The following is a 20,387-nucleotide window of genomic DNA, read 5'->3' on the forward strand; positions in this document are numbered from 1 at the left end:
TCTCCTTGCCGGTCGGGCCTGGGACGGTCGGTTTCCGTTTCACTGACTGAGCAACGGCCATCGTATGCGAGGACCCCGTCGCGCCGGGAGGCCTGCCGGGGCGGTGACCGTCCACCGCAGCCGAACCGTGGCACGGCTGCTACACGGACAACGTCCCGGGCGCCCGGATGGTGCCGCACGCGTAGGGCGAATCGCACGCAGGGTGATCATCGGTCCGCCCCCTGCCGGAGGGATGGCGTCCGCCGGGGCGACGTGCGCAGAATCGCCCGATGGAACCCGTCACGCTCGTCACCGACCGTCTGCTGCTGCGCACCGTCGGCCCGCAGGACACCGACACCGTGTACCGGATCTGCCAGGACCCGGACATCCAGCGGTGGACCACGATCCCTTCGCCGTACCTCCCCGAGCACGCGCGTGGTTTCACGGAGCAGATCGCCCCGGACGGCTGGGCGAACGGCACGATGTTCACCTTCGGCGTCTTCCTGCCCGCCGGGGAGCTGACGGGCATGCTCGGCATCACCCTGCGGTCGTTCGCGACGGGCGAGGTCGGCTTCTGGAGCGCGAAGGAGCACCGCGGCAACGGCTACATCACCGAGGCCACCGTGGCCGCGTGCCGCTGGGCCTTCACCCGGATGTCCATCGACCGCGTGGAGTGGCGCGCCGAGGTCGGCAACACGGCCTCCCGCGCGGTCGCCGAGCGGGCCGGCTTCACGATCGAGGGCGTGCTGCGCTCCTCGCTCGTCAACAAGGGGGTGCTGCGGGACGGCTGGGTGGGCTCCCTGCTCCCCTCCGACCTGGGCCTTCCGTCCACCACCCCGTACGTGCCCGCCCGCGGCTGACGTCCGTGCCGTGCGGGGCGCCCGCCGTTGTCAGTGGGGCCCTCTAGGGTGCGGACCTATGACGACCCTGCCGCGTCCGACCACGGAACTCTCGGCCGACGAGGCCCGCCGCATCGCCCTGCGGGCCCAGGGACTCCTCGGCGCCCCCGACCGCCGCGCCGGTGTGCGCGGCGTCCTGCGCCACCTCGGCGCGGTGCAGCTGGACACGATCTCCGTCCTCGCCCGCTCGCACGAGCTGATCCCCTACGCCCGTCTCGGCGCCGTGGGCCGCCGCACGGTGGAGGAGGCGTACTGGAAGCAGGGCGACCAACCTGCGCACACGTTCGAGTACTGGTCGCACGCCGCCTGCATCCTCCCCGTCGAGGAGTGGCCGCACTTCGCCTTCCGCCGCCGCGCCTACCGCGCCCGCCCGCACTGGAACCACGAGCTGCCCGACGGCGTGTACGACCAGGTCGTCAAGCAACTGCGCACCGAAGGGCCGCTGACCGCCACGGAGTTGGGCGGCGCGAAGCGCACCAGCGAGTGGTGGGACTGGTCCGGCACCAAGGTCGCCGTGGAGCGCGCCCTGATGTACGGCGAGGTGGTGTGCGTGGAGCGGCGCGGCTGGAAGCGGGTCTACGACCTGGCCGAGCGGGCCGTGCCGGCCGCGCTGCTGGCCGAGGAGCCCTCGGACGAGGAGTGCCTGCGCCGCCTGGTGGGGCTGGCCGGACGGGCGCTGGGCGTGGGCACCCGCGCGGACATCGCTGACTACCACCGGCTGAAGGGCGAGCAGGTCGACGCGGTGATCGCCGACTCGGGGCTGGTGCCCGTCACGGTCGAGGGCTGGTCCAAGCCGGCCTGGGCGGACCCGGAGGCCCTGGCCACGCCGCCGCGCGGGCGGCACCGCACGACGCTGCTGTCGCCGTTCGACTCCCTGATCTGGGAGCGGGCGCGCACGGAGCGGATGTTCGGCTTCACCCACCGCCTGGAGGCGTACGTCCCCAAACCCAAGCGTGTCCACGGCTACTTCGCGATGCCGGTGCTGGCGGGCGGGCGGCTGGTGGGCCGCGTGGACCCGGCGCGCGAGGGCCGCGCGCTGGTCGCCAAGCAGGTCACGCTGGACGGCCGTAAGGCGGTGCCGCAGGTGGCGCAGGCGCTGGTGGAGGCGGCGGGCTGGGTCGGCTGCACGGACGTCCGTGTGGAGCGGGTGGACGCGCCGGAGCTGCGTGAGCCGCTCACGGCGGAGCTGGCCCGGCTGCTCGCCTGAGCCGGCGGATCGGCGGATCGGCGGGTCCGCCGGTCAGCGGATCTCGAGGATCTTCTCCCGCATCGCGTAGACCACGGCCTCCATCCGGGAGTGCAGCTGGAGCTTCTCCAGGATGTTGCGCACGTGGTTCTTCACGGTGTTCTCGGAGATGAACAACTCCTTGGCGATGTCCCGGTTGTTCATCCCCGTGGCGACGAGTTTCAGGACCTCCAGCTCGCGGTCCGTCAGCCGGGGCGCGGGGACGAGCCGGCGCTCGTCGGTGCGCTGGATCATCGACTTGAACTCGGTGAGCAGCTTCGACGCCATGGAGGGGCTGATCTGGGACTGCCCGTCGGCGACGGCGCGGATGGCGGTGGCGACCTCGTCGGTGGAGATCTCCTTGAGCAGGTAGCCGGTGGCGCCCGCCTTGATGGCGTCGTAGAGGTCGGCCTCCTCGTCGCTGATCGTCAGCATGATGATCTTGGCGCTGGGGGCGACCTCCTTGATGGAGGTGCAGGCCTCGATGCCGCCCCGCTTGGGCATCCGCACGTCCATCAGGACGATGTCGGGCAGCAGGTCGGCGGCCTTCTCCACGGCCTCGGCGCCGTCACCGGCCTCGCCGACGACCTGGATGTCCTCCTCGGCGGCCAGCACGATCTCCAGACCGCGGCGGAACAGCGCGTGGTCGTCCACCACGAGGACTCTGATCGGCTCCTTGCGCGGAGTGTCCGCGTCCGGGCCCATGCCGACGACGCCGTCGTCGGCATCCTCGTCCCGCATCGGTCCGAAGCTGTCCGCCATCGCGTTCCTCCCCCTGAAGGCTGTGGCCTGTGGTCCTGACCATCGCCAACCCAAGGCAACGGCCCACCGGTTGGGCCGCTGCCGCCATGATTCCATGCCGCACCGTCACCGGGGTGCCGGTGTGGACGCCGGGCGGTGGCACGCCGGTGCCCCTGGGGGCGCACACGCGCACCAGGGGCACCTGCTGTGCTGTCGCCCGGCGGGTCAGCCGCCGAGGGTTCCGCCCGCCTCCGGGGAGTGGTTCTCGGTGACCATCGTGTCGGTCCTGAGGTGGATCACGCCGTAGTCGTAGGCGTGGCGCCGGTAGACGACGCTGGGCTCCTTGGTCTCGGAGTCGACGAAGAGGTAGAAGTCGTGCCCGACCAACTCCATCTCGTAGAGCGCCTGGTCGAGGGTCATGGGGGCGGCCACGTGGTTCTTCTCGCGGACGACCAGCGGCCCGTCGCCCTGGACCTCCAGGGAACCGATCTTCTTGGTCGGGACCGCCTGCTCCTCTTCCCGCGCGGTGCTCGCGCCGGTGCCGTTGAGGGTGGCCACGCCGGGCACGTGGTCGGGGACCTCGGCGGCGGGGATCCTGCGCGCGCCGCGCCGTGAGAAACGCTTGTCGTGCTGCTTGCGCAGCCGGGCGTCGAGCTTCTCCGCTGCCAGGTCGAGCGCCGCGTACGGGTCGCTCGCCGCCGCCTCCGCCCGGATCACCGGGCCGCGGGAGCGGAGCGTGATCTCCACCCGGTCACAGCGGTCGGCCTGTCGGGGGTTGGGCTCCTTGGACACCTCGACGTCGAGGCTCATCACCTTGCCATCGAGCTTCTGGATCTTCTCCAGGTTCAGCTTCTCGGCCACGTGCTTCCGGAACCGCTCGGGCACCTCTGTCTTGCGGCCCTTGACGACGATGTCCACGCAGAACTCCGTTCCCGGATCACTCCGCTTCGCTGCGGATGTGTCTCCCTTTTGCACCAGGCTCCGGTGTCGTCCGGAGCCTCGGACTCGGTGACGTCCACCTCCTCCCCCCGGCGCGAGATCTCCAGTCCACCGGTGCGGGTGAAGTCGAAAAGGCCCGCACCGCCGCATTTCGATCAGAGGGTGTGGCCTGCGGCTTTCCCTCACAACCGAACATATCTCGCGCGGACGGATGGCGTCACCCTCTACCGCGACGTACCTCCATTCAGGGGAATTAACCCTTTGATTACCTGCAACGACGTAAGTTCTCAGTCAGTTTCGGTGTATTCCGAACGCATCCGGCGGCGCCGCCACGACGGCCGCGCACACCACGCCGGGCGTTCCGCCGGCGCTTTTCCCGCCCGCCTCCTTCACCGTCCGGCCGGGCTGCCGGTCCGCTCCGCTCCACGCCGACGGCGGTGTCCTTCGTTGTTCTGACCCTTCCCACGTCTCACCCAGGTACACGAACGCGGGCCGCGAATTGCTCGATGCCTCCCGCCCCTTTCCGGCCGGTTCCGTTTCCGGGCCGGGCAGCCCTTGTGCGGACCTGACCGCGCGCGCCGCCTCGGCGAGGGTCGCCCCGGTCGTCATGAGGTCGTCGACCAGCACGACCCGGCCCCGGTGCAGCAGCCGGGCGCAGCCCGGCGTCACTCCGAGGGCGCCGGCGACGTTGGCCAGCCGCTGCCTCGAGCCGAGTCCCGACTGGTCGGCCACCGGCCGCCGTTGCCCCAGCGCGGCGAGTACCGCTGCGGGTACCCCCGAGCGCCGCAGCTCACCCGCCGCCGCGTACGCGATCCGCCGCGCCGGGTCGTGCCCGCGCGCCCGCACGGCCCGCCGGGCGGACGGCACGGGGACGAGCAGTACGGGGGCGCATGCCGCCCTGCCCGCGCCGTCACGGCTGTCGGGCCGCCCGCGCGCCGCCGGGGCTCCCAGTCCCGCCCGCACCGCGCCCGCGAGGGCCTCGCCCAGGGGCCGGGCGAGGGCCAGGGCGCCGCGCTCCTTGTGCGCGAGCAGCACGGCGCGCACCTCGTCGGCGTAGGGGGCGGCCGCGTGCACGGGCGGCAGTCCGCGGGGCTCGGGCGCCGGCCGCACCCGGCGTGGCGTCCTGCCGCTCAGCGCCGCACGGCACCGGTCGCAGAGCACGGCGCGGGGCCGGGCGCATCCGCCGCACTCGGCCGGAAGCACCAGGTCGGTGAGGTCCCGCCACCAGCTCCGCATGGGCTCACTGTGCCAACGCCCCGGTCACCCGGCCACCCCTGTGGACAACCGTGTGACCAGGGCCGAAACCGCTCGAACACGGGAGCGAGAGCCGTGAGCCGGTCAACCCGGACCCGCTCAGCCCGGACCCACTGGGCCGGGATCCGCCCAGCCCGAACGCCGCTCCTCCCGGACCCCCGTCGGGCTAGGACCCGCCCAGCCCGAACCCCACTCCACCCGAACCCGCTGGGGCTAGAACCCGCCCAGCCCGGCCCCCGCTCCACCCGAACCCGCCCAGCCCGAACCCCGCTCAGCCCGAACCCACAGGGCCAACACCCGTCCAGCCCGAACCCGCTCGGCCCGAACCCCGCTCAACCCGGATAGACCGGAGCCTTCCCCTCCGTCACTTCCGCCACCTTCTGCCACTGCGCCCCCGACGGCAGCCGCACGATGCCGTCCACCGAGTACGCCACCAGCGGCGCGTTCTCGTCCCCGGCGGCGGTCAGCGCCTTCACGCCGGTCAGCGCGGCGGGCGACGGCACGTCCGGAGTGGAGCCGTCGACCGCGACGTACTTCATCTGCTCCACGCCCTCGTGCTCGCGGCCCACGACCACGAGCCGGCTGTCCCCGGCCCACGACATGGCGGTGACCTGCTCCAGCTCGGGGGTGGCCGAGCGCAGCTCCACCACGGTGACCGTGGGCTGCTCGCCCGACCCGGCCTCGTCCGGGCCGCTGCGCTCGATCCGGCCGATGAGCAGCGACCGTTGGTCGCCGTTCTCCACGACGAGACCGATCCGCACCCCGTCGGCGGCCACCCGCACCGCCTGGATCCGCCCCTCCAGGCCCGGCGTACGCACCTGGAGCGGCCGGCCCGCGCCCTCCTCCAGCAGGTAGAGGCCGGGGCGGGCGGGGTCGCGGTCGGCGATCCACAGCCCGCCCTGGGCGTCCCAGCTCGGCGGGGTCAGCCGGTCCTGCTCGGTCTTGCCCTGGCTGCGCAGCACCGGCTCGCCGAGGGGGGCGCCCTGCGCCAGCGCGGAGACGAACAGGTCCTGGCCGTTGAGACCGACACCGGCCGCCGTGCGCTCGTCCCGCGCGACCGCCACCGACCGCAGGCGCTGCTCGCCCTGTCCGAGCGCGCCGGGCGCCGGTTCGGGGTCGGGGCTGCGGCTGCCGGCGGCGACCCGGACGAGCTTGTCCTTGCCGTCGAGGTAGTACAGGTGGTCGGGCTGGTTGAGCGCGCCCCGGGTGGCCACGGTCTCGGCGCCGTCCTGGGTGAGCGAGCACAGCTGCCCGCCGTCGGCCCGCAGTTCGACCTCCTCCACCGCGGGGCTGAGGTCGCGCAGCGTGAACAGCAGCTGGGCGGCCATCTCCTCGCAGCGGCCGGTGCCGACGTCGGACGCCCGGTCGTTGAGCGGCACGGTGAGCTTGCCCCGGTCGTCCGGGGTGAGCGGCCCCGCGCCCTTCCGCAGCCGGATGCCGGTCGGGAAGCTCGACCGGACGACGGGGTCGAGCCAGCTCGTCGGGCCGGAGAGCAGCGAGCGCACCATTCGCGTCGTGGGGTCGACGTGCCGGCGCACGTACACGGGGTCGGCGACGGCCATCGGCAGCGACGACCCGTCCACGTCCACGTTCGAGGCGAAGTAGTACTTGTTGAAGGACGTGTAGTTGCGCTGGAAGTCCGACTTGCCCATGACGACGCCCTGCGGCACCGCGTCGATGCGCCATTGGCCGCTCTTGTCGTCCTTCACCAGCCGCACGAGCTCGCTGTAGTGGCCGGAGGAGGGCGCGTACGCCTGCTGCGCGTCCACGGTGGCGAACTTTGTGCCGGTCAGCGTGTACGTCAGGGCGGTGCTGTCCTCGCGGGGCTCCCGGTCGGCGCGCGCGCCGGGCCCGTCGGACAGCACGGTGGTGGACTGCTCCGGCCGCCAGTACTTGGACGCCTCGGGGGTCAGGTACTGGCGCGCGGTCTTGTAGTCGGCGTCGTCGCTGGTCAGCGCCTCCAGGAAGCCCTGGACGATCTGGGTGGGAGTGGCGTCGTCGCTCGGCGGCACGGCGTACACCCGCACCTGCGAGTCCTGGCGCGGCGTGGACTCCACCCCGCGCAGGTCGCCGCTGTCCGGCATCGAGGCGCACCCGGCCAGCAGGACCGCCCCGCAGGCGGCGTACACCGCTGCCCTGGCCGGTGTCCCCCGCCCGCGCCTCACACGCTCACCGCCCACGCGTCGCCTCCCCGTCCTTCTCCGCACCGCGCGGTGCGCCGTCCCCGCCCTCACCGTCGGCCGCCGGCCGGTCCGCGCCGCCCGGGGCCTCGTCCGTCCCGCCGTTCACGCCGGGCGCCGTGCCCGGCGTCATCCGCGTGCTGCCCGAGCGGGCCACCACGCGCGCGCCGCTGCCGGGCAGGGCGGTGGGATCGGCCGTGGGCGCCGAGGCCGCGGGCCTGAGGCCCAGCGGGTCGCGTGCGGACTGCGCCGGGTCGTCGGCACCCGGCCGGTTCACCGGCACCGTGGCGCGCTTCTCGCCGTCGCCGCCGCGCGGCAGTCCCGCGTCGTCGAGGCCCCGGTTGCGCCGTGAGTCCTTGGGTTCCAGGGGTATCGGAGACCCGCGCAGCGGCTCGTCCGCCGTCCTGGGCAGCGTCAGCCGGAACTGCGAGCCGCCGCCCGGCTCGCCCCACGCCTGGAGCCAGCCGCCGTGCAGCCGGGCGTCCTCCAGGGCGATGGAAAGGCCCAGGCCCGTACCGCCCGTGGTGCGGGCGCGGGCCGGGTCGGCCCGCCAGAAACGGCTGAACACGCGCGTGGCCTCGCCGGGCTTGAGCCCGACGCCGTAGTCGCGCACGGCGACCGCCACGGCCCCTCCCGCGGCGGCCAGCTTGACGACGACGTCCCTGCCCTCGCCGTGCTCGACGGCGTTGACGACGAGGTTGCGCAGCACCCGCTCCACGCGCCGCGCGTCGGCCTCGGCGACCACGGGCTGCTGGTCGCCGACGACCTTGATGGTGGTGCCCTTGCGCTCGGCGAGCGGCTCCGCGCCGGTCACCACGCGACGGACCACCTCGCGCAGGTCGATCGGCTCCGCCTCCAGGGCCGCCGCGCCCGCGTCGAAGCGGCTGATCTCCAGCAGGTCGGCGAGCAGCGACTCGAACCGGTCGAGCTGGTCGGCGAGCAGCTCGGCCGACCGCGCGGTCACGGGGTCGAAGTCCTCGCGCGCCTCGTGGATGACGTCGGCGGCCATCCGCACGGTGGTCAGCGGGGTACGCAGCTCGTGCGACACGTCCGACACGAACCGGCGCTGCATCCGTGACAGGTCCTCGAGCTGGCTGATCTTGAGCTGGAGGTTCTGCGCCATCTTGTTGAAGGCCTCGCCGAGACGGGCGATGTCGTCCTCGCCGGTGACCTTCATGCGCTCCTGGAGCCGCCCCGCCGACAGCCGTTCGGCGATCCCGGCGGCCATCCGGACCGGCGTGACCACCTGCCGCACCACGAGCCAGGCGATCGCCCCGAGCAGCACGACCACGAACAGCCCGGCGGTCGCCAGGGTGCCCTTGACCAGGCTCAGCGACTTCTCCTCCTGGGTGAGCGGGAAGAGGTAGTACAGCTGGTACGGGTCGCCGTTGGGGTCGTTGACCTGCTTGCCGATGACGAGGGCCGGCTGGGACTCCTTGGCCTTCTCCGCGTAGACGATGCGCGTGTAGCTCTGCGCGGCCCCGGTGCCGGTGTCGATGCGCTCGCGGAGCGCCGCGGGGACGCTGGCGGCCGGGTTGACCCCGCCGGAGGCACGCGGTCCGCGCCCGCTGCCGCTGTCGCCGCCGGAGGGCAGGGTCACCACGTCGAAGGCGCCCTGGCCGCCGCTGGACAGCGAGGCGACGAGGTCGCTCATCCACTGGATGACGCTCTGCGAGGGGCGGCCGTCGGGTGCGGGACCCTCCTCGTCGGTGACGCTCCCGGCCTGCTCGGCCTGCTGCTTGGCCACGGCGAAACCGCCCGTGGCCTGACTCTGCGACGCCTTCACCTTGGCGTCGAGCAGGCCGTTGCGCACCTGGCCGATGACGACGAAGCCCAGCAGCAGCACGACGCCCAGCGACATCAGCAGCGTCGTGACGACGACCTTGAGCTGGATGTTGCGCCGCCACAACCGCATGACGGGCAGCAGCGGGCGCCGCACCCAGCGCATGACCAGGCGGACGACCGGGCTGCCCTGGACACCGCCCTGGAGCAGGTCGCCGTCGAAGAGGTGGCGCCAGCGGGAGGCGGCCGTCCCCCGGCCGACAGGCCGCTCCGGACGGCCCCCGGACCGGCCGGGCGCCGAAGCGGCACTGTCACCGGACATGTCAGCTCGGTCCTGCCTTGTATCCGACACCTCGGACGGTCACCACGATCTCGGGCTTCTCCGGGTCCTTCTCGACCTTGGAGCGCAGCCGCTGCACATGGACGTTGACCAGGCGGGTGTCCGCCGCGTGGCGGTAGCCCCACACCTGCTCCAGCAGCACCTCACGCGTGAACACCTGCCACGGCTTGCGCGCGAGGGCGACCAGCAGGTCGAACTCCAGCGGCGTCAGGGCGATGGACTGCCCGTCCCGCTTCACGGAGTGACCGGCCACGTCGATCACCAGGTCGCCGATGGCGAGCTGCTCCGGCGCCGGCTCCTCGGACCTGCGCAGCCGTGCACGGATCCGGGCGACCAGCTCCTTCGGCTTGAACGGCTTGACGATGTAGTCGTCGGCCCCGGACTCCAGGCCCACCACCACGTCGACGGTGTCGCTCTTCGCCGTGAGCATCACGATCGGCACCCCGGACTCCGCCCTGATCAGGCGGCAGACCTCGATGCCGTCACGGCCGGGGAGCATCAGGTCCAGCAGGACCAGATCCGGCTTGGTCTCACGGAAAGCGGCCAGCGCCTTGTCGCCGTCGGCTACGAAAGACGGCTCAAAACCTTCACCGCGCAGCACGATGCCGAGCATCTCGGCCAGTGCGCTGTCGTCGTCGACGACAAGGACTCGTCCCTTCATAAACGACATCATCCCATTAGCTAATCGTTACCTGGCGTGACCTGGCACACAGGGCGGCCAGAGCCTCGGTGGTCACGGGCGAAACGACGCCCTCTTCGGTGACGACGGCCGTCACCAGCTCCGGCGGTGTCACGTCGAACGCCGGGTTGTACGCGGTCGTCCCCAAGGGGGCCACCGGAATACCGCCTCCCGCCTCCGCTCCGGCCACCGGCACCTGCGGCGCCGTGATCTCTGTCACCTCATGGCCGGGACGCTGTTCCACCTCGATGGACGCCCCGTCCGGCGTCGAGGGATCCACCGTCGTCACCGGAGCCACCACGATGAACGGCACATGGTGGTACCGCGCGAGCACCGCGAGCGGATAGCTCCCCACCTTGTTCGCCACCGAACCGTCGGCCGCGATGCGGTCCGCGCCGACCAGCACCGCGTCCACCTCGCCCGCCGCGAACAGCGATCCCGCCGCGTTGTCGGTGAGCAGGGTGTACGCCATGCCGCTGCGGGCCGCCTCGTACGCCGTCAGGCGAGCACCTTGCAGCAACGGACGCGTTTCGTCCACCCACAGGCGCCGCAGCCGCCCCGCCCGGTGCGCCGCGAGCGCCACCGCGAACGCCGTCCCCTCGCCGCCCGACACCAGCGAACCGGTGTTGCAGTGGGTGAGGATCCGGTGCCCGCCGCCGGGCATCAGCTCGTCGAGGAGCGCCAGCCCGTGCACCGCCATCCTCGCACTGGCCTCGGCGTCCTCCTGGTGCAGCTGCCGCGCGGCGGCCAGCGCCGCCCCGGCCGCCTGCCGCGGGTCGCCGCCGCCGTCCACCACCGCCCGGTACGCGGAGTGCGCCCGCCGCACCCCGACCGCCAGGTTCACCGCCGTGGGCCGGGCGCTCTCCAGGGCCGCCGCCGCGTCGTCCACGTCGTAGCCCCGCACGGCCGCGAGCGCGACACCGTACGCGCCCGCGACACCCAGCAGGGGGGCGCCGCGCACGGCGAGCGAACGGATCGCCTCCACCAGTGCGGGCGCGTCCGTGCAGACCAGCTCGACCTCCTCGGCCGGGAGCCGCGTCTGGTCGAGCAGGACCAGCACCGGGCCTTCGGGAGGCTCCTCCCAGCGCAGTGCCGGCATCCCGGTCGGCCGCTTGTTGTCGCCGCTGTGCGCGTACTGATCAGCCATGCCGCCAGTCTGCCCCCTGTCACGCGGACAATAGAAGGCGAGGAGCCCCGACCTCGGCGGGTCCACCGGAAAGCACCGCATGGCACGATGGCTGCCCGAGCCGCCACCGCGACCGCGGCCGGGCACCGTGAAGGAGCGACGATGAACGACACTCCGGGCTGGGCCTCGCCCGGATCCGCCCCGTCCGACGGGCGGGAACCGGACGCGTCCGGGCCTGCCGGGTCCGACGGCCGTCCCGGCCCCGAGCAGTCCGCCGACCGGCCGCGGCAGTCGGGTGACGCCCCGCGGGAGCCGGGCGTGAAGTGGTCCAAGGACCAGCCCCCGGCCGCCCAGTGGTCCGCGCCCACCGGCACCCCCGGTGCGGGCGGCCCCGGTCAGGCGCCTCCGCCGCCCCCCGGCCCCGGCTGGGGCACCCCGCCGCCCGGCGGACCCGGCGGCCAGGCGCCCTGGGGCAGCGGCTGGGGAGGACCCCCGCCCGCGGCGAAGCCCGGCGTCATCCCGCTGCGCCCCCTCGGCGTCGGCGAACTCCTCGACGGCGCCGTGTCGACCATGCGCACCTACTGGCGTACGGTCCTCGGCATCTCGCTGACCCTCGCCGTCCTCACCGAGATCGCCGCGGTCCTGCTGCAGGGCTTCGTCCTCGACGACGCCAACACCGAGGTGCTCGACGACCCGAGCGCCACCCTCGGCGAACTCACCGACGTCATGGGCGACCTGCTGCTCAGCTCCGCCGCGCTCTACGGCATCACGCTGATCGGCACGGTCGCGGCGACCGCCCTGCTCACCACCGTCACCAGCCGCGCCGTCCTCGGCCGCCCGGTGACCACCGGCGAGGCCTGGCGCGACGCCCGCCCGCAGGTCCTCAAGCTGTTCGGTCTGATCCTCCTGCTCGGGCTCATCGCGGTGGCCATCGCCGCCGTCGGCGCGCTGCCCGGCATCCTCGTCAGCGTCTCCGCCGGCGCCGAGGTCGGCTTCGGACTGACCCTGCTGGGCCTGCTCGCCGCGGCCGTGTTCGCCGCCTGGCTCATGGTCCGCCTCTCGCTGGCCTCCCCCGCGCTGATGCTGGAGAAGCAGGGCATCGTCACCGCGATGCGCCGCTCCGCCCGGCTGGTGCGCGGCTCCTGGTGGCGGGTCTTCGGCATCCAGCTGCTCGCCGCGATCATCGCCTACGTCGTCGCGGCGATCATCGTCATCCCCTTCACGTTCCTAGCCGCCGCGTTCAGCGGCGACGGCGTCACCGGCTTCCTGAACACCGCCGGCGGGGACATCGGCTGGACGTTCCTGATCATCAGCGGCATCGGCTCGGTGATCGGCTCCATGATCACGTTCCCGATCACCGCCGGCGTCACCGTGCTCCTCTACATCGACCAGCGCATCCGCCGCGAGGCCCTCGACCTCGAACTGGCGCGCGCCGCGGGCGTCCAGGGCCCCGGCGCCACCGGCGGGAGCTGATGCGGTGACCGTCCCGGGGGGAGTTCTCCAGGCCGTACCGGCCCTGCCGTCGGCAGCCGACACCGCCGTACGCCTGCTCGCGCGCGGCGACGACGAACCGCCCGTCACCCTCCCGCGCGACCCCGCGCGGGAGGCGGCGCGGCGCGAGCTGTCGAAGCAGATGTACCACGAGAACGACCCCAGCTGGCTCCAGCGGGCGCTCGAGGCCTTCTGGGACTGGGTCGACGACCTGCTCGGCGCCGCGTCCACCGCCACACCCGGCGGCGCGCTCGGCCTGGTCGTCATCGTCGTCGCCGCCCTCGCCGTCGGGGCCGCCCTGTGGTGGCGCCTCGGCGTCCCGCGCCGCCGCCCGGTCACCGCCCCCGCCCTGTTCGACGACCGCCCCCGCAGCGCCGCCGAACACCGCGCCGCCGCCGAGGCGCACGCCGCCCAGGGCCACTGGAACCAGGCCGTCCAGGAACGCATGCGAGCCGTCGTCCGCGCCCTGGAGGAACGCGCCCTCCTCGACCCCCGCCCTGGCCGCACCGCCGACGAGGCAGCCGCCGAGGCCGGCCGCGCCCTGCCCGCCCACGGCGACCGGCTGCGCACCGCCGCCCGCGACTTCGACGACGTCACGTACGGCGGCCGGACCGCCTCCGAGGACACGTACCGCGGGCTCGCCGCCCTCGACGGCGACCTGGAGCGCGCCAAGCCCGCCCTCGCCGGCAGCGGCGGCGCCCACCCCGACGCCCGCCAGGGAGCCGCCGGATGACGACCGAGGTCACCTCGCCGCCCACCTCGGCCTCCCCCACCGCCCGCCAGGTGTGGACCCGCGGCCGGGGCGTCGCCCTCGCGCTGGTGCTGCTCGTCGTCGCGGCCGTCGCCATCGCCGTCGTCCGCTCCGACGCACGGCACGGCCGGCTCGACCCGCGCTCCGCCGACCCCCTCGGCAGCCGCGCCGTCGCCGAACTCCTCGCCGACCGGGGCGTCGACACCCGTGTGGTCACCACCCTCGCCGAGGCCGCCGACGCTGCGGGACCCGACACCACCGTGCTGGTCGCCGTGCCGGACCTGCTGACGCCTCGCCAGCAGACACGGCTGCGCGCGGCCACCGAGGACTCCGGCGGCCGCACCGTCCTGGTCGCCTCCGGCATCACCTCCGTGGAGCGCCTCGCCCCCGGCGTCATGGCCGACCCGGCCAACAGTCTCGACTCCACCCTCGAACCGGGCTGCGACCTCCCCGCCGCCGTACGCGCGGGCAGCGCCGACACGGGCGGCATCCGCTACTCCTCCGCCCACCCCGACGCCGACGAGTGCTACCGCAGCCACCGCCTGGCCACCCTGCTGCGCCTCCCCGCCCCCTCCGGCACCGGCGACACCGTCCTCCTCGGCGCCCCCGACATCCTCTACAACGACCGCCTGGACGAGCACGGCAACGCCTCGCTGGCGCTCCAGCTCCTCGGCTCCCGCCCTCATCTCGTCTGGTACCTCCCCACGCCCGCCGACGCCACCGCCGGGACCGAGGACGAGAAGAGCTTCTTGGACCTCCTCCCCTCCGGCTGGCTCTGGGGCACCCTCCAGCTGTTCGTCGCAGCCGCCCTGGCAGCCCTGTGGCGGGCACGCCGGCTCGGCCCCCTCGTGCCCGAGAAACTCCCCGTGGCGATCCGCGCCTCCGAGACCGTCGAAGGCCGCGCCCGCCTCTACCGCAAGGCCGACGCCCGCGACCGCGCCGCCCTCGCTCTGCGCTCCGCCACCCGCATCCGCCTCGCCCCCCTCGTCGGCGTCCCCGGCACCCAGGCGCACTCGCCCGAGGCCCTGCTCCCCGCGCTGTCCGCCCGCCTCGACGGCGACGGACCGTCCCCCCACACGCTTCTGTTCGGCCCGCCCCCCGGCGACGACGCGGCTCTGATCCGGCTCGCCGACCAACTCGACGCCCTCGAAAGGCAGGTACGCCGTCCATGATGGACCCGACCACCGACAACGCCGCGCCCACCGGCGACCCGGCCGCCGCCCGGGCCGCCCTGGAGGCGCTGCGCGCGGAGATCGCCAAGGCCGTGGTCGGCCAGGACCCCGCCGTGACCGGCCTCGTCGTCGCCCTGCTCTGCCGCGGCCACGTCCTCCTCGAGGGAGTCCCCGGCGTCGCCAAGACCCTGCTGATCCGCTCCCTCGCCGCCGCCCTCGAACTCGACACCAAGCGCGTCCAGTTCACCCCTGACCTGATGCCGAGCGACGTCACCGGCTCCCTGGTCTACGACGCCCGCACCGCCGAGTTCTCCTTCCAGCCCGGCCCGGTCTTCACCAACCTCCTCCTCGCGGACGAGATCAACCGCACGCCCCCGAAGACCCAGTCGTCCCTGCTGGAGGCCATGGAGGAACGCCAGGTCACCGTCGACGGCACCCCGCGCGCCCTCCCCGACCCGTTCCTGGTCGCCGCGACCCAGAACCCCGTCGAGTACGAGGGCACCTACCCCCTGCCCGAGGCACAGCTCGACCGTTTCCTCCTCAAGCTGACGATCCCCCTGCCGTCCCGGCAGGACGAGATCGACGTCCTCACCCGCCACGCCGAGGGCTTCGACCCGCGCGACCTGCGCGCCGCCGGCGTGCGCCCCGTCGCGACCGCCGCCGACCTGGAGGCCGCCCGCCGCGCCGTCGCCGCCACCACGGTCTCCCCCGAGATCACCGCGTACGTGGTCGACATCTGCCGCGCCACCCGCGAGTCTCCGTCGCTCACCCTCGGCGTCTCCCCGCGAGGCGCCACCGCGCTCCTCGCGACCGCCCGCGCCTGGGCCTGGCTGACCGGCCGCGACTACGTCATCCCCGACGATGTGAAGGCCCTCGCCCTGCCCACGCTCCGCCACCGCATACAGCTTCGCCCGGAGGCCGAGATGGAGGGCGTGACGGCCGACTCGGTCATCACCGCGGTCCTCTCCCACGTCCCCGTCCCCCGCTGATGGCTCCCACCGGACGCGCCGCTCTCCTCGCGGCCCTCGGCTCCCTCCCCGTCGGCGTCTGGGAACCCGGCTGGACGGGTCTCCTCGCCGTCAACGCACCCCTCGCGGTGGCCTGCGCCTGCGACTACGCGCTGGCCGCCCCGGTCCGCACGCTCGGCCTGACCCGCTCCGGCGAGACCTCCGTACGGCTCGGCGAGACCGCCGACATCACCCTGACGGTCACCAATCCGTCCCGACGCCCGCTGCGCGCCCGTCTCCGCGACGCCTGGCCGCCGAGCAGCTGGACGCCCGGCACGGAGACGGAGGCGTCCCGGCACCGGCTGACGATCCCCGCGGGCGAACGCCGCCGCGTGACGACACGCCTGCGCCCGACCCGCCGCGGCGACCGCCAGGCGGACCGCGTCACCGTCCGCTCCTACGGCCCCCTCGGCCTCTTCACCCGCCAGGGCACCCACAGGGTTCCCTGGACGGTCCGCGTCCTGCCCCCGTTCACCAGCCGCAAGCACCTGCCGTCGAAGCTGGCCCGCCTGCGCGAACTGGACGGCCGCACCAGCGTCCTGACGCGGGGAGAGGGCACCGAGTTCGACAGCCTCCGCGCCTACGTCCCCGGTGACGACACCCGCTCCATCGACTGGCGCGCCACCGCCCGCCAGTCCGAGGTCGCGGTACGCACCTGGCGCCCGGAGCGCGACCGCCATCTCCTGCTCGTCCTCGACACCGGCCGCACCTCCGCCGGACGCGTGGGTGACGCACCGCGCCTGGACGCCTCCATGGACGCGGCCCTGCTCCTCGCCGCCCTGGCCTCCCGTGCCGGCGACCGCGTCGACCTGCTGGCCTACGACCGCCGGGTCCGCGCCCTGGTCCAGGGCCGCGCGTCCGGCGATCTCCTGCCGTCGCTGGTGAACGCGATGGCCCAGCTGCAACCCGAGCTGGTGGAGACGGACGCCCGCGGCCTGACGGCGGCGGCACTCCGAACGGCCCCACGCCGCTCCCTGATCGTGCTCCTGACGACGGTGGACTCGACACCGGTCGAGGAGGGCCTCCTGCCTGTCCTGAGCCGCCTGACACAGCGCCACACGGTTCTGCTGGCCTCGGTGGCCGACCCGCATGTCGCGGCGATGGGGCAGGGCCGGGGGGACGTCGACGCGGTGTACGAGGCCGCGGCGGCCGCACAGGCCCACACGGAACGCGACCGCACGGCCGACCAACTCCGCCGCCGCGGGGTGACGGTCGTGGACGCGACTCCGGAGGAACTGGCGCCGGCGCTGGCGGACGCGTATCTGGCACTGAAGTCGGCGGGGCGGCTGTAGAAAGGGGCGGTGCGGGGCGCCGTAGAACGCAGAAAGCCCCCGTGCCGAATGGCACGGGGGCTCTCATACAAGAATTGTTCGGCGGCGTCCTACTCTCCCACAGGGTCCCCCCTGCAGTACCATCGGCGCTGTAAGGCTTAGCTTCCGGGTTCGGAATGTAACCGGGCGTTTCCCCTACGCTATGACCACCGAAACACTATGAAACTGACAACCGCCGACATGCCGTGACCATGGCATGGGGTTGTTCGTGGTTTCAGAACCAACACAGTGGACGCGAGCAACTGAGGACAAGCCCTCGGCCTATTAGTACCGGTCAACTCCACACGTTACCGTGCTTCCATATCCGGCCTATCAACCCAGTCGTCTACTGGGAGCCTTACCCCATCAAGTGGGTGGGAGTCCTCATCTCGAAGCAGGCTTCCCGCTTAGATGCTTTCAGCGGTTATCCCTCCCGAACGTAGCCAACCAGCCATGCCCTTGGCAGAACAACTGGCACACCAGAGGTTCGTCCGTCCCGGTCCTCTCGTACTAGGGACAGCCCTTCTCAAGACTCCTACGCGCACAGCGGATAGGGACCGAACTGTCTCACGACGTTCTAAACCCAGCTCGCGTACCGCTTTAATGGGCGAACAGCCCAACCCTTGGGACCGACTCCAGCCCCAGGATGCGACGAGCCGACATCGAGGTGCCAAACCATCCCGTCGATATGGACTCTTGGGGAAGATCAGCCTGTTATCCCCGGGGTACCTTTTATCCGTTGAGCGACGGCGCTTCCACAAGCCACCGCCGGATCACTAGTCCCGACTTTCGTCCCTGCTCGACCCGTCGGTCTCACAGTCAAGCTCCCTTGTGCACTTACACTCAACACCTGATTACCAACCAGGCTGAGGGAACCTTTGGGCGCCTCCGTTACCCTTTAGGAGGCAACCGCCCCAGTTAAACTACCCATCAGACACTGTCCCTGATCCGGATCACGGACCCAGGTTAGACATCCAGCACGACCAGACTGGTATTTCAACGACGACTCCCACCGAACTGGCGTCCGATGCTCAAAGTCTCCCAGCTATCCTACACAAGCCGAACCGAACACCAATATCAAACTGTAGTAAAGGTCCCGGGGTCTTTCCGTCCTGCTGCGCGAAACGAGCATCTTTACTCGTAGTGCAATTTCACCGGGCCTATGGTTGAGACAGTCGAGAAGTCGTTACGCCATTCGTGCAGGTCGGAACTTACCCGACAAGGAATTTCGCTACCTTAGGATGGTTATAGTTACCACCGCCGTTTACTGGCGCTTAAGTTCTCAGCTTCGCCTGGACGAATCCAAGCTAACCGGTCCCCTTAACGTTCCAGCACCGGGCAGGCGTCAGTCCGTATACATCGCCTTACGGCTTCGCACGGACCTGTGTTTTTAGTAAACAGTCGCTTCTCGCTGGTCTCTGCGGCCACCCCCAGCTCAGAGCGCGAAGCTCATCACCGGATGTGGCCCCCCTTCTCCCGAAGTTACGGGGGCATTTTGCCGAGTTCCTTAACCATAGTTCACCCGAACGCCTCGGTATTCTCTACCTGACCACCTGAGTCGGTTTAGGGTACGGGCCGCCATGAAACTCGCTAGAGGCTTTTCTCGACAGCATAGGATCATCCACTTCACCACAATCGGCTCGGCATCAGGTCTCAGACACATGCCAGGCGGATTTACCTACCTGACGTCCTACACCCTTACCCCGGGACAACCACCGCCCGGGATGGACTACCTTCCTGCGTCACCCCATCACTCACCTACTACCAGCTCGGGTCACCGGCTCCACCACTCCGACCTCGTCCGAAGACTCAGCCGGCGGCTTCACGGGCTTAGCATCACTGGATTCGATGTTTGACGCTTCACAGCGGGTACCGGAATATCAACCGGTTATCCATCGACTACGCCTGTCGGCCTCGCCTTAGGTCCCGACTTACCCTGGGCAGATCAGCTTGACCCAGGAACCCTTAGTCAATCGGCGCACACGTTTCTCACGTGTGAATCGCTACTCATGCCTGCATTCTCACTCGTCAACCGTCCACAACTCGCTTACGCGGCTGCTTCACCCGGCAGACGACGCTCCCCTACCCATCACGATCCCCGTTGGGGGTACATATCGCAATGACACGACTTCGGCGGTACGCTTGAGCCCCGCTACATTGTCGGCGCGGAATCACTAGACCAGTGAGCTATTACGCACTCTTTCAAGGGTGGCTGCTTCTAAGCCAACCTCCTGGTTGTCTGTGCGACTCCACATCCTTTCCCACTTAGCGTACGCTTAGGGGCCTTAGTCGATGCTCTGGGCTGTTTCCCTCTCGACCATGGAGCTTATCCCCCACAGTCTCACTGCCGCGCTCTCACTTACCGGCATTCGGAGTTTGGCTAAGGTCAGTAACCCGGTAGGGCCCATCGCCTATCCAGTGCTCTACCTCCGGCAAGAAACACACGACGCTGCACCTAAATGCATTTCGGGGAGAACCAGCTATCACGGAGTTTGATTGGCCTTTCACCCCTAACCACAGGTCATCCCCCAGGTTTTCAACCCTGGTGGGTTCGGTCCTCCACGAAGTCTTACCTCCGCTTCAACCTGCCCATGGCTAGATCACTCCGCTTCGGGTCTTGAGCGTGCTACTGAAACGCCCTGTTCGGACTCGCTTTCGCTACGGCTTCCCCACCCGGGTTAACCTCGCAACACACCGCAAACTCGCAGGCTCATTCTTCAAAAGGCACGCAGTCACGACGCAAGGACAAGTCCTTGCGCGACGCTCCCACGGCTTGTAGGCACACGGTTTCAGGTACTATTTCACTCCGCTCCCGCGGTACTTTTCACCATTCCCTCACGGTACTATCCGCTATCGGTCACCAGGGAATATTTAGGCTTAGCGGGTGGTCCCGCCAGATTCACACGGGATTTCTCGGGCCCCGTGCTACTTGGGTGTCTCTCAAACGAGCCGCTGACGTTTCGACTACGGGGGTCTTACCCTCTACGCCGGACCTTTCGCATGTCCTTCGCCTACATCAACGGTTTCTGACTCGTCTCATGGCCGGCAGACCATGAAAGAGAGATCCCACAACCCCGAATGCGCAACCCCTGCCGGGTCTCACACGCATACGGTTTGGCCTCATCCGGTTTCGCTCGCCACTACTCCCGGAATCACGGTTGTTTTCTCTTCCTGCGGGTACTGAGATGTTTCACTTCCCCGCGTTCCCTCCACTTGCCCTATGTGTTCAGGCAAGGGTGACAGCCCATGACGACTGCCGGGTTTCCCCATTCGGACACCCCCGGATCAAAGCCTGGTTGACGACTCCCCGGGGCCTATCGTGGCCTCCCACGTCCTTCATCGGTTCCTGGTGCCAAGGCATCCACCGTGCGCCCTTAAAAACTTGGCCACAGATGCTCGCGTCCACTGTGCAGTTCTCAAACAACGACCAACCACCCATCACCCCCGGAACAAACCCGGAGTGCACTGGGGCCGGCACTGAAGGCGACCACACGGCCGTACCCTCAGACACC

14 protein-coding genes and 2 rRNA genes are annotated in these 20,387 nt (G+C 71.0%); 7 read left to right on the forward strand and 9 right to left on the reverse strand.

Annotation, left to right across the window (positions count from 1 at the left end; genetic code table 11):
• Positions 1-269: 269 nt before the first annotated feature.
• Together MTR79_RS29605 and MTR79_RS29610 are read left to right on the forward strand one after the other, a co-directional pair.
• On the forward strand, positions 270-839 hold the full coding sequence (locus MTR79_RS29605; RefSeq protein WP_244792435.1) for a GNAT family N-acetyltransferase: 570 nt from the start codon (positions 270-272) through the stop codon (positions 837-839).
• A 58-nt stretch (positions 840-897) separates the two neighbouring features.
• Positions 898-2,085, forward strand: a complete 1,188-nt coding sequence (locus MTR79_RS29610) for a crosslink repair DNA glycosylase YcaQ family protein (RefSeq protein WP_122212713.1) — start codon at positions 898-900, stop codon at positions 2,083-2,085.
• Between the two features lie 33 nt (positions 2,086-2,118).
• Here the strand turns inward: MTR79_RS29610 and MTR79_RS29615 are convergent, their stop codons facing one another.
• The 7 genes from MTR79_RS29615 to mtnA form a co-directional block, all read right to left on the reverse strand.
• Positions 2,119-2,865: a response regulator transcription factor gene (locus MTR79_RS29615; RefSeq protein ID WP_006132445.1), complete on the reverse strand. Its 747-nt coding sequence runs from the start codon at positions 2,863-2,865 to the stop codon at positions 2,119-2,121.
• 204 nt (positions 2,866-3,069) lie between these two features.
• On the reverse strand, positions 3,070-3,762 hold the full coding sequence (gene raiA, locus MTR79_RS29620; protein WP_048460626.1) for a ribosome-associated translation inhibitor RaiA: 693 nt from the start codon (positions 3,760-3,762) through the stop codon (positions 3,070-3,072).
• 312 nt (positions 3,763-4,074) lie between these two features.
• Entirely contained in the window at positions 4,075-5,019 is a 945-nt protein-coding gene (locus MTR79_RS29625; RefSeq protein ID WP_244792437.1) for a ComF family protein, read from the reverse strand.
• Between the two features lie 350 nt (positions 5,020-5,369).
• Complete coding sequence (locus MTR79_RS29630; protein ID WP_244792439.1) at positions 5,370-7,217, reverse strand: LpqB family beta-propeller domain-containing protein; 1,848 nt, start codon at positions 7,215-7,217, stop codon at positions 5,370-5,372.
• On the reverse strand, positions 7,207-9,321 hold the full coding sequence (gene mtrB, locus MTR79_RS29635; RefSeq protein WP_086705261.1) for an MtrAB system histidine kinase MtrB: 2,115 nt from the start codon (positions 9,319-9,321) through the stop codon (positions 7,207-7,209). Before mtrB ends, MTR79_RS29630 begins: the two co-directional genes overlap by 11 nt.
• Position 9,322: 1 nt before the next feature.
• Complete coding sequence (mtrA, locus tag MTR79_RS29640; protein WP_004987303.1) at positions 9,323-10,012, reverse strand: two-component system response regulator MtrA; 690 nt, start codon at positions 10,010-10,012, stop codon at positions 9,323-9,325.
• A gap of 4 nt (positions 10,013-10,016) precedes the next feature.
• Complete coding sequence (gene mtnA / locus MTR79_RS29645) at positions 10,017-11,165, reverse strand: S-methyl-5-thioribose-1-phosphate isomerase (protein ID WP_086705262.1); 1,149 nt, start codon at positions 11,163-11,165, stop codon at positions 10,017-10,019.
• A 141-nt stretch (positions 11,166-11,306) separates the two neighbouring features.
• On the opposite strand from mtnA, the gene MTR79_RS29650 reads away from it, so the two are divergent.
• Genes MTR79_RS29650 through MTR79_RS29670 form a run of 5 tightly spaced genes read left to right on the forward strand, consistent with a single transcriptional unit; the run spans position 11,307 to position 16,857 of the window.
• Positions 11,307-12,617: a glycerophosphoryl diester phosphodiesterase membrane domain-containing protein gene (locus tag MTR79_RS29650; RefSeq protein ID WP_244792441.1), complete on the forward strand. Its 1,311-nt coding sequence runs from the start codon at positions 11,307-11,309 to the stop codon at positions 12,615-12,617.
• 4 nt (positions 12,618-12,621) lie between these two features.
• Positions 12,622-13,368, forward strand: a complete 747-nt coding sequence (locus MTR79_RS29655) for a DUF4129 domain-containing protein (RefSeq protein ID WP_244792443.1) — start codon at positions 12,622-12,624, stop codon at positions 13,366-13,368.
• A complete protein-coding gene (locus MTR79_RS29660) occupies positions 13,365-14,558 on the forward strand; it encodes a DUF4350 domain-containing protein (protein ID WP_244792445.1) in 1,194 nt (397 codons plus the stop codon). Before MTR79_RS29655 ends, MTR79_RS29660 begins: the two co-directional genes overlap by 4 nt.
• Positions 14,558-15,547 (forward strand): MoxR family ATPase, encoded by a 990-nt coding sequence (locus MTR79_RS29665; protein WP_102642085.1) that lies wholly within the window; start codon positions 14,558-14,560, stop codon positions 15,545-15,547. The genes MTR79_RS29660 and MTR79_RS29665 overlap by 1 nt, the downstream gene beginning before the upstream one ends.
• Positions 15,547-16,857: a DUF58 domain-containing protein gene (locus MTR79_RS29670; protein ID WP_244792447.1), complete on the forward strand. Its 1,311-nt coding sequence runs from the start codon at positions 15,547-15,549 to the stop codon at positions 16,855-16,857. The genes MTR79_RS29665 and MTR79_RS29670 overlap by 1 nt, the downstream gene beginning before the upstream one ends.
• A 76-nt stretch (positions 16,858-16,933) precedes the next feature.
• Here the strand turns inward: MTR79_RS29670 and rrf are convergent.
• Positions 16,934-17,050 (reverse strand): 5S ribosomal RNA (gene rrf / locus MTR79_RS29675).
• A 90-nt stretch (positions 17,051-17,140) separates the two neighbouring features.
• Positions 17,141-20,263: ribosomal RNA gene (locus MTR79_RS29680) — 23S ribosomal RNA — on the reverse strand.
• Positions 20,264-20,387: the final 124 nt, after the last annotated feature.

Origin of the sequence: Streptomyces sp. BJ20, from assembly GCF_022869105.1 — a bacterium.
GTDB classification, from domain to species: Bacteria; Actinomycetota; Actinomycetes; order Streptomycetales; family Streptomycetaceae; genus Streptomyces; species Streptomyces griseoincarnatus.

Bases quoted from the DNA above. Each gene is read 5' to 3' on its own strand.
- MTR79_RS29605 (WP_244792435.1), top strand. From the start codon at position 270: ATGGAACCCGTCACGCTCGTCACCGACCGTCTGCTGCTGCGCACCGTC.
- MTR79_RS29610 (WP_122212713.1), top strand. From the start codon at position 898: ATGACGACCCTGCCGCGTCCGACCACGGAACTCTCGGCCGACGAGGCC.
- MTR79_RS29615 (WP_006132445.1), bottom strand. From the start codon at position 2,865: ATGGCGGACAGCTTCGGACCGATGCGGGACGAGGATGCCGACGACGGC.
- MTR79_RS29625 (WP_244792437.1), bottom strand. From the start codon at position 5,019: ATGCGGAGCTGGTGGCGGGACCTCACCGACCTGGTGCTTCCGGCCGAG.
- mtrB (WP_086705261.1), bottom strand. From the start codon at position 9,321: ATGTCCGGTGACAGTGCCGCTTCGGCGCCCGGCCGGTCCGGGGGCCGT.
- mtrA (WP_004987303.1), bottom strand. From the start codon at position 10,012: ATGATGTCGTTTATGAAGGGACGAGTCCTTGTCGTCGACGACGACAGC.
- mtnA (WP_086705262.1), bottom strand. From the start codon at position 11,165: ATGGCTGATCAGTACGCGCACAGCGGCGACAACAAGCGGCCGACCGGG.
- MTR79_RS29650 (WP_244792441.1), top strand. From the start codon at position 11,307: ATGAACGACACTCCGGGCTGGGCCTCGCCCGGATCCGCCCCGTCCGAC.
- MTR79_RS29660 (WP_244792445.1), top strand. From the start codon at position 13,365: ATGACGACCGAGGTCACCTCGCCGCCCACCTCGGCCTCCCCCACCGCC.
- MTR79_RS29665 (WP_102642085.1), top strand. From the start codon at position 14,558: ATGGACCCGACCACCGACAACGCCGCGCCCACCGGCGACCCGGCCGCC.
- MTR79_RS29670 (WP_244792447.1), top strand. From the start codon at position 15,547: ATGGCTCCCACCGGACGCGCCGCTCTCCTCGCGGCCCTCGGCTCCCTC.